The following is a 13323-nucleotide window of genomic DNA, read 5'->3' on the forward strand; positions in this document are numbered from 1 at the left end:
CTCTCCTGCCTCCCTGATTGCGACCTCAGTGTCCTCCGCCAGAGAGTTTCACGCCGCCGGTCGGGCCTCCAGGGGGCACCCAAGGAGTACAGTGCCGCCCTTTCGCGAGAGGGAGGGGAGCGCATGGGCTGCTACGTGTTGGGTCTCCAGGAGATCGACCAGACGCAGGTCGCGGTCGTGGGCGGCAAGGGCGCGCATCTGGGAGAGCTTTCGCGGATCGACGGCATCCGCGTGCCGGCTGGCTTCTGTGTGACGACGGACGCCTTCCAGCGGATCCTGGCGGAAGCGCCGTCCATCGACGAGCAGCTCCAGCAGCTGTCGCGCCTGAAGCCGGACGACCGGGAGCGGATCCGCGCACTCAGCGCTGAGATCCGCCAGACCCTCGAAGGGACCGCCATCCCTGACGATGTGGCGGCGGCGATCACCCACGCGCTCGCCCGGCTCGGCGAGCACGCCGCCTACGCCGTCCGTTCGAGCGCGACGGCGGAGGACCTGCCCACGGCTTCCTTCGCGGGCCAGCAGGACACGTACCTGAACATCGTGGGGACGGCGGCGATCCTCCAGCACGTCAGCCGGTGCTGGGCCTCGCTCTTCACCGAGCGGGCTGTCATCTACCGCATGCGGAATGGCTTCGACCACCGCAAGGTCCGCATGGCGGTGGTCGTGCAACAGATGGTCTTCCCGCAGGCGGCTGGCATCCTGTTCACCGCTGACCCCATCACCTCCCACCGGAAGGTCGCCTCGGTGGAGGCCAGCTTCGGCCTCGGCGAGGCCCTGGTCTCCGGACTGGTGAACGCGGACTCCTACAAGGTGCGGGACGGTGAGGTCATCGCCAAGACGGTCGCCACCAAGCAACTGGCCATCCACGCATTGCCGGCAGGCGGGACTCAGGAACAGGCGATTGCTCCGGACCGGCAGCAGCAGCCCGCGCTGACGGATGAGCAGGTCGTGCGGCTCGCTCAGTTGGGCCGGCGGATCGAAGCGCACTTCGGCCGCCCCCAGGACATCGAATGGTGCCGGGTCGATGACGCGTTCTTCTTCGTCCAGAGCCGGCCCATCACCACGCTGTTCCCCATCCCCGTGGCCAGCGACCCGGAGAACCACGTCTACGTCTCCGTCGGTCATCAGCAGATGATGACCGACGCCATGAAGCCCCTGGGGCTCTCCCTGTTCCAGCTGACGGCCTTGCGGCCGATGTTCGAGGCCGGCGGGAGGTTGTTCGTCGACGTCACCCAGCTCCTGGCATCGCCAGCGGGCCGCGCGGTCCTCGTGGAGGGCCTGGGGAAATCCGATCCGTTGATCAGGGATGCGCTGCAGACCCTCCTCGGACGTGGCGACTTCATCCGGCCGCTCCCGGACGCGAGTCCCGTCAGGCCTCCGGCTGGCGGCGCACCCGCCCCGATTGAAACCGATCCGGCCATCGTCGACGAACTGATTGGCCGCAATCAGGCCTCCATCGCCGCCTTGAAGCGCGACATCCAGACGAAGTCCGGGGCGGCGCTGATCGACTTCATCCTGACGGACATCCAGGAGCTGAAGCGGCTCCTGTTCGAGCCGCGAAGCCATCAGGTCATCATGGCCGGGATGGAGGCCACCTGGTGGCTCAACGAACAGCTGCAGGCGTGGCTGGGCGAGAAGAACGCCGCCGACACGCTCACGCAGTCCGTCCCCAACAACGTCACGTCGGAGATGGGGCTGGCGCTCCTGGAGGTCGCGGACGTGATCCGCCCGCATCCGGACGTGGTGTCCTTCCTGCGCCAGGTCGAGGACGAGGGCTTCCTGGACAGGATGGACACGCTCGCTGGCGGCCGGGAAGCGCGAGACGCCATCCGCGCCTGGCTCGACAAGTACGGCATGCGCTGCCCCGGCGAGATCGACATCACGAAGCCGCGCTGGAGCGAACGGCCTTCCACGCTCGTGCCCATTCTCCTGGGCAACATCCAGAACTTCGAGCCGGGTGCCGGCGCGCGGCGCTTCGAGCAGGGACGTCAGGAGGCCTGGAAGAAGGAACAGGAGGTGCTGGAGCGCCTGAGGGCCTTGCCGGACGGAGAGGGGAGGGCCGAAGAGACAAAGCGGATGATCGACCGGGTCCGGACCTTCATCGGGTACCGGGAGTATCCGAAGTACGGCATCGTCAACCGATACCTCGTCTACAAGCAGGCCCTGCTGGAAGAAGCCGAGCGCCTCGTGAAGGCCCGCGTGCTTCGCGAGAAGGAAGACATCTTCTACCTCACGCTCCAGGAACTCCACGACGTCGTGCGCACGAGCCAGGCGGATGAGCTGCTCATCCGTCAGCGCAAGGACGCGTTCAGGTCGTATCAATCACTCACACCGCCCCGGGTGCTCACGTCGGACGGCGAGGTCATCGCCGGGGCATACCGACGCGATGACCTGCCGGCCGGCGCGCTGGTCGGCCTGGCGGTCTCCGCCGGGACCATCGAGGGGCGGGCCCGCGTCATCCTGGACATGGCGGAGGCCAGGCTCGAAGCGGGCGACATCCTGGTCACCTCCTTCACGGACCCGAGCTGGACGCCCTTGTTCGTGTCCATCAAGGGCCTGGTGACGGAGGTCGGCGGCCTGATGACCCACGGTGCGGTGATCGCACGGGAGTACGGCTTGCCAGCCGTCGTGGGCGTGCAGCAGGCCACCCGGCTCATCCGGGACGGGCAGCGGATCCGTGTGCATGGGACGGACGGCTACGTCGAACTCCTGTCATCGCCAGACAGGGACTACTCGGCGACGTACACGAGGGTGTCCCCCTGGTAGAAGGGGCGGTAGCGAACGCCGCCACACTGCTGGTAGGCGACGCCGCCCACCGTCGTGGCCGCGCAGCCCGCGGGGAGCGTCGTGACGGTGGCTGCGCCCACCGGCGCCGCCACCACGGTCGTGTTGTTGCCGTAGACGGCGTCCTGACGGGCGGCCGTGCGTCGTGAGGTGCGCCGCGCCACCCGGCGCGACGTGCCGTAGTACTGGGCCAGGGCCACCTCCGGGAGCACCCCTCCCAGGAAGAAGAGCCCCAGCAACATCGCCGCCGCCCGCTGGCGGGGCTTGCGCGTGTGCGTCGTCATTTCGAGCCTCCTTGCTGCGCTCCGCCCTTCGAGTCCGGTGCGAGGAACGACACGCGCGTGGCATCGCGTGGGGGCGTGAACTGGAACTGGTCCGGGGTGAGCTTGGGCGACAGGTTCCACTCGGACAGGGTCACCGAGTACTGCGGTGCTCCCGGCAGGTCTCGCGAGGTGATGACGTACTTGAGCGGCAGGGGCCGCGGGCCGTCCTCGACCCACAGTTCCCAGTCCACGCCGTCGCGGTTGCGGAACGCCAGGTGGTGCACGGGCACGCCGTTCACCTTGGCGCGGCCGAGGTATTTCCCCGAGCGCACGTCCTCGGTGAGGGCGGTGTAGGGATTGCTGACGAGCAGGTCACCCCCGGGCGCATCCAACCCGAGCTTCTGCGAAGCCATGTCCAACGTGGCATCCAGGGTGGAGGGGGCGGGCGTCGTCGCATAGACGTTGGCCTGCTCGCCTTGAACCGTGAGCCGCTGGCCGTCGTAGAAGAGGTGGAGCCTGGCCAGGTCTCCGGCGCGGTCCACGCGGAGCCGGTTGGGCCGTTGCAGGCGCACGTCGCCCGCGCGCTGCAGTTGGATCTTCTGCCCCGAGTCGAGCACTTCATCGAGCGTCCCCTCGGTGCGGACGGAGAACTCGCGCTGCTCGGCCAGGAAGTCGCTCATCTGGCGCAGGATGCGCTGGGCCTGGGAGTCGATCCGATCGTCGGACCCGGTGCGCTCGGCGGTTGCCTGGTCCTGCTGTGCCCCCGCGAGCAGGGGTGTTGTTCCCAGGAGGAGGGCGAGCAGGGGCCCGCACCACCTCTTCCTCAACCTCGCGCTGCTACCTGCGCCTGTCATGAACCCCTCCAGTCCCCAGGACGATGGGGACATGGCCGTGGGGCTCAAAGGCTCACCGGTTCAACCGCCGCGCTGTCTGGTGCCTTGCAAAAGGCCGCCACCGCGGACCGACCTCAGTGGGCGGTCTTGCCAGGCGGGTGCGCGTCGCCGTTGTTGTGGCGCACGTGGGCGGAGGTGTTCCGGATGGCCAACTCCTCCATGGTTGCGAAGGTGCGGAAGGCCCACCAGCCCAGGCTGAACCACGGAGGGGAATCGAGCTTCCCTTTGACGGCGATATCCACCGCGCCCGCCGCCGCGAAGCCCAGCGCCGCCAGCGCGCCCAGGTCCACGTGGCCCTCGGTGGCGCGTAGCACCTCCACGTTGAGTCCCTTGATGAACAAGGTGGCCGCTCGCGCCACGCCGCTGCCCTTCTCGAGGGACCGCAGCAGGGCGTCCCCGTCGGGCAGTTCCTCTCCAGGGCGCACCACCGTGTCCACTCCGGTGCTCCGGCACACCTCCTCTATCAGGCGCTCGACGCCCATTTCCTCGGGGTCGTGCATGCACAGCACGCTGCCGGTGAAGGGCCGCACCTGCACTTCGTTGATGCCCTCCACCCGCAGCAGGTCGTCCGCCAGCGACGCAGCCTCCTTCCCGTCGCGCCGCAACCACGGCAGCCGCAGGCGGATGCGTCCCGGTGACGTGTGGATGACGTGGATGCTCTTCGTCATGTGCGCCCCCTAGGCCCGGGCCTCGTCCGTGGGCCGCGTGCGGCCGCCTCCGCGAGCCCTCGCTTTCGCCTCCGCCATCAGATCCTCGACGTCCTCGTGCTTCATCGCGACGCGCGCGAGCACCATGTCGACGAAGTGGTAGGCCGAGGTGGCCACCTCCACGAGGAGCGGCCGCAGATGCTTGGTCATCAGCACGGTGCTCGCGCCCGCGCCGTAGCCCATGAGAAAGGAGGGAAGGTCGAACTTCATGAAGGTGTCTCCAGGGAAGAGGTTGTGTCAGTCATCCGCCGCGCCCGGTGCACCACCTGCGCGCCCCACGCGGGCGTCGCGCCCACCAGGGCCGGTAGGAACAGTCCCGCGGCCAGCCCGCCGAACGTCAGCGGCGTGGGCGCTGGAAGGCGCAACACCCGCCGCAGCGGAGGGAGGGTGAGCGCCGCCGTGTGCAGGGCCGTGGCACCGCCGACGAAGGCGTACATGCGCCACTCGCCGTCCGCGGGGACATGCCGCCGCGCCTCCCGGGGCGCGCGGCACACGGCCGAATAGCCGAGCTGCACCGCGGTGAGCATCCCGAACGCCAGCGGAGGGCCTCCCAGTGCCATCCCCAGGGCTCCGAAGCCCGCCATCAGCGCGCCGTCCCGCGCCACCCGGCGCACCGCCCGTCTCGTGAGCAGCGGCATCCCCGGTGGCGCCGGAGGCCGGTCGAGGATGGCCGGGTCTCCGGGCTCCAGCGCCAGGGCGATTCCCGGCAGCGTGTCCGTGAGGAGGTTGATCCACAGCAACTGCAGCGGCGAGAGAGGCTCCCGCACCCCCAGCAGGCTCGCGCCCAACACCAGCGTCATCTCCGAGAGGTTGGTCGCGAAGAGGAAGCGCAGCGCCCGGCGCAGGTTGTCCTGGACGATGCGGCCTTCGCCCACCGCGGACATGATGCTGCGCAGGTCCTCGCTGGACATCACCACGTCCGCCACCGCGCGCGCCATGTCGCTGGAGCGCACGCCCACCGCCACACCCACGTCCGCGGCCCGGAGCGCCGGGGCGTCGTTGATGCCGTCTCCCGCCATGGCGACGATGGCTCCCTGCGCGCGCAGGGCCTTCACCAGCTTCCGCTTGTCCTCCGGTGTCACGCGCGCCAGCACCGAGGTGCGGGCGAGCCCGTCCGCAAGCGCCTCGCCCGACAGCTCGAGCAACTCCGCCAGCTCATGCGGGGTGAGGGTGTCCCCCTCCAATCCCACCTGCCGGGCGACGGCCTCGGCCGTGCGGGGCTGGTCTCCCGTCAACACCACCGTGCGGATGCCCGCGCCTCGCGCCTGGCGCACCGACTCCGCCGCGCCCTCGCGGAGCGGGTCCCTCAGCCCCACGAAGCCGATGAAGGTGTACCCCTCCGTCGGCGCGGGGTCTTCGTCCCCGGCGAGCCGCCGCCAGGCCAGCGCCAGCACGCGCAGCCCGTCCGCCGCCAGCGCGTCGTTGCACCTCGCCAGCCGCTGCCGCTTCCGCGCGTCCAGCGGCCCTTTCGAGTCCCGTTCGCAGATGTCCAGCACCTGCTCGGGAGCTCCCTTCATGAAGGCCACCGCGCCATCGCCGGGCGCATGGTGGACGCTCACCACGTAGTGGATGGCCTCGGAGCGCTCGTGGAGGTGGCGGCGGGGAAAGGCGCGGCGCAGCGCGGCCCCGTCCAGCCCCGCGGCATGCGCGGCGGCCACCAGCGCCTTCTCCGTGGAGCTGCCGGACACCTCCAGCGTCTTGCCCCGGTGGTGGATGTCCACGTCGCTGTTGAGCAGTCCCAACGCCAGCGCCAGGGTGGGGGGATCCTCCAGCACGGCCTGGGGGCGCGGACGCAGCGAGGACAGCTCCAGGGGGCCATCCCCCAGGTCCAGCACCTCCAGCCGCATCTCGTTGCGAGTGAGGGTGCCCGTCTTGTCCGTGCAGATGATGGTGACGCCTCCAAGCGCTTCAGCGGCCGCCACGCGCCGCACCACCATGCCGCGCGCGTGCAGCCGCTGCATGGCGCGCAGCAGCGCCGCGGTCGCCACCAGGGGCAGGCCCTCGGGAAGCGCCGCCACGCCCAGCGCCACCGCGCCGCGCAGCACCTGGGGCCCGGAGCGGCCGTGGGCCAGGCCCGCCAGGGCGGACAGCGTCGCCGCGCCCACGGAGGCAGCCGCCACGCGCCGGTCCAACTGACCCATCTTGCGCGTCAGCGGCGTGGACGGCGCGGACTCCTGCGCCACCAGCTCCCGCACGCGCGCCATTTCCGTGTCCGCGCCCGTGGCCACCACCAGGGCGCGCCCACGTCCCGAGGCCACCGCGGTTCCCGCGAACAACATCGGCGTCCGCTCGGCCATCGGCGCCCGTTCATCCACCGGCGCGACCTGCTTGGGTTGCGGCTCGCTCTCGCCGGTGAGGGGCGCCTCGTCCGCGCAGAGCCGGTGCGCCTCCAGGACGCGCATGTCCGCGGGCAGCACGTCGCCCGCGCGCAGCAGCACCACGTCCCCGGGTACGAGTTCCGCCGCGGGCACCGTGAGGAGGACGCCGCCGCGCAGCACCTGCGCCTCACCCGCCTCCAGCTTCTGCCACGACGCGAGCAGCTCCTGGTTGCGGCGCTCGATGCGGTAGCCAATGCCCGCGTTGAGCCCCACCACCGTGAGGATGGCGGACGCCTCCAGCCCGTCTCCCGCGAGCGCAGACGCCCCCGCCGAACCCAGAAGCAGCATCGTGGGCACGGTGGCCAGCTGCGAGCCCATCATGGCCAGGCGCGAGCGCGGTGCCTCCTCTTGCATGACATTGGGGCCAAAGCGCTTGAGCCGCCGGGCCGCCTCCTCGGAAGCGAGGCCTTGATCCGTCCCGTCCAGCCGGGCCAGCACCGCGTCCACGGCCATCGCGTGCCACGGCTCCCGCGGTCCGCGCTGCACGCGTTGCGTCGGGCGGGCCTTGCTCGGAGTGGGGCTTGCTGCGGTCTGTGCGTCGGGCTCCTGGCGCAGCCGGGCCAGCAGCGGGGCCTGCGGCGCGTAGCGCACCAGCAGTCGTCCCGTGCGGGGTTCCGCGCTCACGTCCACGACGCCGGGCCAGGTGGCGAAGGTTCGCTCCATCCGCCTGCAGAGGGAGGTGTTCCACCGCAGGTTGGGGACCTCCAGGCGCAGCCTGCGCGCCGCTGTCGAGTGGCGCACCACCCTCGCGGTCGCGCACTGCCCATCCATGAGGAACACCATCATTCGCGACCCCCACCCGGGTTTCCGAACGTGGGGATGGCGGCCCTCCGGAACAACACGGCCAGGTGGGCCAGCGAAGGCCGTGGGGGTGACACCCGGTCCACCCTCAGGGCGGATGGGCCCGCGTTGGGGGCAGGGTCAACCGGAGGAGCGGCGGCGCCTGACGGCCTTGGGGGGCTCGGGGGGCCGGGCGAGGTGGAGCATCTGGTAGAGGCTCAGCCCGGAGCGCTGTCCACGCCGCGCTACAACCAGGCGACCACCGCGCTGAGCACGGGCGACATCCTGGTCGCGGGCGGCTACCTGAGCCCCAGCGTGCTCAACCCCTCGGTGGAGCTGTACCGCCCGTGACGTAACGGTGACTCACCGCCGCCTTCGACGGGGGGTGAGTCCTTGATGCGTCTGTTCCTCAGCCTCAAGAGGTCTGGCGCTCGAAGCACAGCCTGGCCGCTGGAGGTCGGCGGCCCTTGCATGCGCCGGGCCCCGTCCCGAGCTTGAGCCTTGAGCGTCAGAGGAGCTTCGCGATGGAACTCACACCCCAGGCCATGGCCATTCCCAAGTCGACGGAGCACCTGGAGAAGGGGAAGTACGGCCCCATCTTTCCAAAGACGCCCGCCTGCTACGGCTTCACCATCGTCGCCAACGTCAAGCCGGGGCGCGCCGAGACGCTGCGCGGCTACGGACAGCGATTGGCCGAATCCCTCAAGAAGGAACCCTACCTGCTGGCGCCGCTCAAGCTCCATTACCTGCGCTGGGTGCTCTTCGATAACGATACCCGGTTCATGTATCAGGGCATCTTCGACACCGATTTCGACAAATACACCGAAGACGCGGTCGTCATCTTCACGCGCTCCGGAATCAACACGGCCTTCGAGAACCTCGAGGGCTTCCCCATGGACTGGAAGACCAACACGCAGGCGTTCATCCAGTTCCTCCGGGACCACCAGTGCAACAGCTTCCTCGAATACGGCGAATACCCGTACTTCAGCAGCGATGAGATCAAGAAGGCCCTGAAGCTCAAGGCCGCGTTCACCGAGATGCTCGAGCAGATGCAATAGGACCGCAGCGAGAAGGGCCTGCCATGAGCAAGACGCCCGCACGGACGTACAACCAGGACCACGCGCCGAGGCGCTATTCGAAGGGGCACCGGCGCGTCAGTGTCTACACATCCTGGAGCTACCCCGGAGAAGCCAATCGGGAACCGACTGGAATGGACAACCGGTTCTCGACGATGACCGAGGTCCGCCGGGTGCTCTGGCCCACGTACGAGTCCCCGCAGTGGGCGGACCCGCGGAGGTTCCAGCAGGGAATCTCTGGCTCCCTGGAGCTCTTCTTCTGGGCCTGGGTGCGGTTCCAGAAGCTCGTCGAGGAGGTCACCGGATACGCGGTCCCCATGTTCCAGCGGGTGGACCAGGCGGGCTTCGCCTTGCCGCTCGACGAGCGGGTCCTCGCTGACGCCGACACGCTGCTGGTCTTCAGCCTGGACCACAACGTCACCGAGCAGGTGGCCACGCCGGAGGAGGTTGAAGCGGTCCGAGCATTCCTCGCGCGCGAAGGCACCTGTCTGGTGATGGGCCCCCACCATGACGTCGGGCACTCGGAGGACATGCAGGAGCGCGCCCTCGAATACGCGCACCATGGCGACGCGCTGGTGCCTCGCCAGCAGCGCTTTGGCAACTATGCTCGCTCGTTGATGAAGGGATTGGGAATCCCTGTCGAGAATCGTTGGGGCCTGCGCCCCGCGGTCGTCAAGGGAACGAACCGCAGCGCCCCCCTGCGGGTGCGCGAGGACCTGGACACCCGCGGCTGGCTCGCCGGGGTCCAGAACTTCAACTTCCACATGCACCTGCCGCACTACGCGGTCACGACGGACGACACCCGTTCGGTTCGCGTCCTGGCGACACAGCCCATTGATACGTCCCGGCCCCATCCCTTCACGAACGCGGGGAACACCGAGTTCAACGCCCTGGTGTGGATGCCGCCGGGCGACGGCAGGGCCGGCGACGTCCTGGTGGCGGACTCCACCATCTTCAGCACCCTGTTCGGGGCGGACGAGAGCCTCGAGCGCTTCTGGAAGAACCTGGCCACCGACCACTGACATGCTCGAACTGGACGACATCCAGAGCGGAGTGCTTCGGCCCCGGCCCACGCCGTACGTCGCGACCTACATCCTCCTGCGCATCGACGACCGGAAGGCGGGTCGGGAGCTGATGCGCCGGCTCTGCTCGGTGGTGTCCTCGGCCGCGCATCCGGAGCGGCCGGCCGCGGAATGCTGGGTCAGCGTCTCGCTCACGCATTCCGGGCTCGAGGCGCTGGGCGTGCCACGGGACTCCCTGGACAGCTTCGCGTGGGAGTTCCGGCAGGGGATGGCTGCCCGGGCGAAGGCGCTGGGGGACGAAGGTGAGAGCAGCCCCGAGCATTGGGAGTCACCGCTGGGAACCTCCGACGTCCATGTGGTGCTGACGGCGCTCTCGCCGGACCAGGCCCGGCTCGACGCCGCGCTGGAGCGCGCGGGTGTGGCGCTGCGCGAGCTGGGCGGCGTCCAGGCCCTCTGGCGTCAGGATTGCCACGCGCTCAGCACGGAGCGGGAGCCGTTCGGGTTCAGGGATGGCATCAGCCATCCGGCCGTCGAGGGGAGCGGCATTCCCGGAAGCAACCCCCACGAAGCGCCGCTCAAGGCAGGCGAGTTCGTCCTGGGCTACCCCGATGAGACCGGCAACCTGCCCCCCATGCCCCAGCCCGACGTCCTGGGCCGCAATGGGACGTACATCGTCTTCCGCAAGCTCCATCAGCGGGTGGCCGCGTTCCGGCAGTACCTGAGGCAGAGCGCGAGCAGGCCTGGGGACGAGGAGCTGCTGGCGGCGAAGATGATGGGGAGGTGGCGCAGCGGCGCGCCATTGGCGCTGTGTCCGCACCATGACGATCCCGCGCTGGGCGCCGACCCCCGGCGCAACAATGACTTCCACTACGCGGACGATGCGACCGGCTACAAGACGCCTCCCGGGTCACACGCCCGGCGCGCGAACCCCCGAGACGCGTCCGTCGCGGGCGTGGTGAGACTCCACCGGATGATCCGGCGCGGAACCGCCTACGGCTCCGAGCTTCCCGAAGGCGTCCTCGAGGACGACGGCGCCGAGCGGGGGTTGATGTTCGCCTTCATCGGCTCGCACCTCGGACGGCAATTCGAGTTCGTGCAATCGGAGTGGATCAACGGCGGTGAGTTCCTGGGGTTGGGCGAGGCGAAGGATCCGCTCGTTGGCGCCCACGACGGCAGCGGGGAGTTCACCTATCCAAGGCGGCCCATCCCCCGGTGCCTGAAAGGCCTGTCGCGGTTCGTGGTCACACGCGGAGGCGAGTACGGCTTCATGCCCGGCCTTCGCGCGTTGCGGTGGCTGGCGGACCTGCGGACCTGAACGGGCCACGGAACGCCAGCCAGTGCCTCACTTCTCCAGGTCGCCGACGATCTTCTGGAAGGGCGACGGCTGGCCGGACAGCTTCTGGAAGAAGTTCCGGGCGTCGGTGCCTTCGTCGTAGTTCTTGAAGGCCTGGTCGTTGCTGTTCTTCCCGTCGGGCTTCAGGCCCGAGTAGTCCTGGCGGGACGGCAGGCCGTGCTCGGCGCGGATGGCGTTCTCGGACGGGGCCCAGTTGTTCTTCGTGTGCGGCGTGGGGCGCAGGCCAACGGTCTCGAACTCCTCCGTGAGGCGGAGGCGGTTGTCGACGGTGTCCTTCATGTTGGCCGAGTGCGACGGGTGCTGCTTGAAGACGTCCGCGTTGCTGTGCTTGCTCGCGGCCAGGGGGCTCACCTGGACGCCGTTGGACGCGCGCCAGGCGTGGACCGACTCGTGGCCCAGGCTGTTGAAGCGCTGGCCGCCGCCGTTCTCGTTGTACTTGACGTCGCTGGCCGTGCCGGCGCCGGGCTGGCCGTCGTAGCGGTACGCCGGGCGGGTGGACGACAGGGTGCCGTCGTTGCGCGGGACATGCGAGTTGGGCATCGCCGAGTTGCGGCCCGAGTAGATGTCCATCGCCGTCAGAGGCTTGCTCTGCGTGCCCGTGGCGCCAGGGTTCACGGCCTGGGTGCGGCCGTTGATGTCGTTCAGCATCTGGTTGCCCACGGGCTTGCTCGTGAGGCGGTTGGTGGACTGGCGCACGTCCTGCGTGAAGTCCGCGAACTGAGCGCCAGACTGGCCGTTGTCACGGCGGGTCCGGATGCCCTGGAGATTGGGGTCCACCACGCCGTAGTCCGTGGGCTTGAGGTTGTTCTTGCCCGCCTGCAGCTGCGCTGGCGTCGCCACCGGCTTCGGCTTCGCGGTCTCAGGCTTCGCGGGCAGGCTGTCGCTGCGGGGGCGGGAGGTGGAGGGGGAAGGGGAGCTGGAGCCGAACGACGAAGAGGGCTTGGAGAACGAAGAGGAGCGCAGCTTCATGGGAGGGCCTCGAGAGTGAGTGCAGCGACGGACCACCCCTATTGCACCCCGCGTGCCCACCGTTTCACGGCCCCGGGTTCCGCCGGCCCTTCCTGATTCCAGGGGGTTACGTCGAAGCAACAGGCCTTCCCGGAGGCGGCCCTGGTGACTGGAGTCGAGGGCCTGATGTCTCCAGACATCAGGCCCCCGGTTCACCCCGTAGACATGTCGCTGGGGCCGTAGCGCCGCGGGGAGGTGTCACCCGAGTCGCTGCTTCAGCCTACTGGCACCACGCTGGATACGACGGAGTGATGACGGTCCGCCCCGACTCCGTGATGGTCAGGATGGAACCCTCCGTGGCGCCAGTCACTGCCTTCGCCGTGGCGGTAAAGCCAGTCGTTCCGTTCAGCGTGACCTTGTAGATGAACCGGCAGCCTCCCACCCAGGACGCGTCCGGGACGGCGGCGCGGGTGCCATTCGGACAGCCCTCCGGCATGAAGCCGATCAGCGGCAGGTTGGTGGAGTACTGGTCCCTCTCCGCGAAGTACGACTGCTCCACCACGTGGATGTAGCCCATGTTGAACCGCGCCTCCCGCAGCTCGGCCTCGCAGGTGAAGGATTGCGGCGACTGGCACTCCGCGGAGTCCACGTAGCGGCGCACCCCCTGGCGCTCCAGCCAGAAGAGGCGGCCGGAGACGGGGTGGGTGCCAATCTGGAGGGTGATGCCCGCGGACGCCGTCCCCGTCACGCCCTGCGCCACCGCCGTGAAGCCCGGCGACGGATTCGGCGTGATGCCGGTGACCTTGTAGGAGAAGTTGCACCCGGACACCCAGCCTGCTCCCGGCACGGGGGCGCGGCTGCCGTTCGGACACGCCGCGGGCGCGAAGCCGATGCTGGCGAGGTTCAGCGTGAAGACATCATACTCTCCGAAATACGAGGACTCCGCCGCGTAGATCGACCGCATCTCGCGGATGGCCTCGCATTCCACCGTGCCGCAGTCGACCGGCGTCCCCACGTCCGCCCAGGCGGTCGCGGACACTCCTGTCATTCCCAGGCACAGCACGGACAGCCACTGCTTCAGGTTCGGCTTCATGAGGCGTGAGCTCCTTTTCGGGAAA

12 protein-coding genes are annotated in these 13323 nt (G+C 69.3%); 5 read left to right on the plus strand and 7 right to left on the minus strand.

The window, feature by feature from the left end:
- Positions 1-123 precede the first annotated feature (123 nt).
- Positions 124-2766 (plus strand): rifamycin-inactivating phosphotransferase, encoded by a 2643-nt coding sequence (gene rph / locus GTZ93_RS07090; RefSeq protein ID WP_139919294.1) that lies wholly within the window; start codon positions 124-126, stop codon positions 2764-2766.
- Here the strand turns inward: rph and GTZ93_RS07095 are convergent.
- The 5 genes from GTZ93_RS07095 to GTZ93_RS07115 all read right to left on the minus strand — a co-directional run bounded on the left by GTZ93_RS07095 (position 2730) and on the right by GTZ93_RS07115 (position 7811).
- Positions 2730-3068 (minus strand): hypothetical protein, encoded by a 339-nt coding sequence (locus GTZ93_RS07095; RefSeq protein WP_139919293.1) that lies wholly within the window; start codon positions 3066-3068, stop codon positions 2730-2732. The genes rph and GTZ93_RS07095 overlap by 37 nt on opposite strands.
- A complete protein-coding gene (locus tag GTZ93_RS07100) occupies positions 3065-3901 on the minus strand; it encodes a DUF2092 domain-containing protein (protein ID WP_161662690.1) in 837 nt (278 codons plus the stop codon). The genes GTZ93_RS07095 and GTZ93_RS07100 overlap by 4 nt, the downstream gene beginning before the upstream one ends.
- A gap of 113 nt (positions 3902-4014) precedes the next feature.
- Positions 4015-4608, minus strand: coding sequence for an HMA2 domain-containing protein (locus GTZ93_RS07105; protein WP_139919291.1), 594 nt, complete (start codon positions 4606-4608; stop codon positions 4015-4017).
- A gap of 9 nt (positions 4609-4617) precedes the next feature.
- Complete coding sequence (locus GTZ93_RS07110) at positions 4618-4857, minus strand: hypothetical protein (RefSeq protein WP_120600028.1); 240 nt, start codon at positions 4855-4857, stop codon at positions 4618-4620.
- Entirely contained in the window at positions 4854-7811 is a 2958-nt protein-coding gene (locus GTZ93_RS07115) for a cation-translocating P-type ATPase (protein WP_139919290.1), read from the minus strand. The genes GTZ93_RS07110 and GTZ93_RS07115 overlap by 4 nt, the downstream gene beginning before the upstream one ends.
- A 192-nt stretch (positions 7812-8003) precedes the next feature.
- Here GTZ93_RS07115 and GTZ93_RS07120 point away from each other — a divergent pair, with 192 nt between their 5' ends.
- The 4 genes from GTZ93_RS07120 (at position 8004) to GTZ93_RS07135 (ending at position 11218) form a co-directional block, all read left to right on the plus strand.
- Positions 8004-8156, plus strand: coding sequence for a hypothetical protein (locus tag GTZ93_RS07120; protein WP_161662691.1), 153 nt, complete (start codon positions 8004-8006; stop codon positions 8154-8156).
- 173 nt (positions 8157-8329) lie between these two features.
- Complete coding sequence (locus tag GTZ93_RS07125; protein WP_139919374.1) at positions 8330-8863, plus strand: hypothetical protein; 534 nt, start codon at positions 8330-8332, stop codon at positions 8861-8863.
- Positions 8864-8886: 23 nt separating this feature from the next.
- Positions 8887-9903, plus strand: a complete 1017-nt coding sequence (locus GTZ93_RS07130) for a hypothetical protein (protein WP_169822395.1) — start codon at positions 8887-8889, stop codon at positions 9901-9903.
- A gap of 1 nt (position 9904) precedes the next feature.
- On the plus strand, positions 9905-11218 hold the full coding sequence (locus tag GTZ93_RS07135) for a Dyp-type peroxidase (RefSeq protein WP_139919375.1): 1314 nt from the start codon (positions 9905-9907) through the stop codon (positions 11216-11218).
- Positions 11219-11245: 27 nt separating this feature from the next.
- On the opposite strand, the gene GTZ93_RS07140 is transcribed toward GTZ93_RS07135, so the two are convergent.
- Together GTZ93_RS07140 and GTZ93_RS07145 are read right to left on the minus strand one after the other, a co-directional pair.
- Entirely contained in the window at positions 11246-12226 is a 981-nt protein-coding gene (locus tag GTZ93_RS07140; RefSeq protein ID WP_139919376.1) for a M91 family zinc metallopeptidase, read from the minus strand.
- Between the two features lie 259 nt (positions 12227-12485).
- Complete coding sequence (locus GTZ93_RS07145; protein ID WP_139919377.1) at positions 12486-13298, minus strand: hypothetical protein; 813 nt, start codon at positions 13296-13298, stop codon at positions 12486-12488.
- Between the last annotated feature and the right edge of the window lie 25 nt (positions 13299-13323).

The organism is Corallococcus exiguus, from assembly GCF_009909105.1.
Lineage (GTDB): Bacteria > Myxococcota > Myxococcia > Myxococcales > Myxococcaceae > Corallococcus > Corallococcus exiguus.

Coding starts and splice junctions, on each gene's coding strand:
- rph (WP_139919294.1), top strand. CDS start 124: ATGGGCTGCTACGTGTTGGGTCTCCAGGAGATCGACCAGACGCAGGTC.
- GTZ93_RS07095 (WP_139919293.1), bottom strand. CDS start 3,068: ATGACGACGCACACGCGCAAGCCCCGCCAGCGGGCGGCGGCGATGTTG.
- GTZ93_RS07100 (WP_161662690.1), bottom strand. CDS start 3,901: ATGACAGGCGCAGGTAGCAGCGCGAGGTTGAGGAAGAGGTGGTGCGGG.
- GTZ93_RS07105 (WP_139919291.1), bottom strand. CDS start 4,608: ATGACGAAGAGCATCCACGTCATCCACACGTCACCGGGACGCATCCGC.
- GTZ93_RS07110 (WP_120600028.1), bottom strand. CDS start 4,857: ATGAAGTTCGACCTTCCCTCCTTTCTCATGGGCTACGGCGCGGGCGCG.
- GTZ93_RS07115 (WP_139919290.1), bottom strand. CDS start 7,811: ATGATGGTGTTCCTCATGGATGGGCAGTGCGCGACCGCGAGGGTGGTG.
- GTZ93_RS07125 (WP_139919374.1), top strand. CDS start 8,330: ATGGAACTCACACCCCAGGCCATGGCCATTCCCAAGTCGACGGAGCAC.
- GTZ93_RS07130 (WP_169822395.1), top strand. CDS start 8,887: ATGAGCAAGACGCCCGCACGGACGTACAACCAGGACCACGCGCCGAGG.
- GTZ93_RS07135 (WP_139919375.1), top strand. CDS start 9,905: ATGCTCGAACTGGACGACATCCAGAGCGGAGTGCTTCGGCCCCGGCCC.
- GTZ93_RS07140 (WP_139919376.1), bottom strand. CDS start 12,226: ATGAAGCTGCGCTCCTCTTCGTTCTCCAAGCCCTCTTCGTCGTTCGGC.
- GTZ93_RS07145 (WP_139919377.1), bottom strand. CDS start 13,298: ATGAAGCCGAACCTGAAGCAGTGGCTGTCCGTGCTGTGCCTGGGAATG.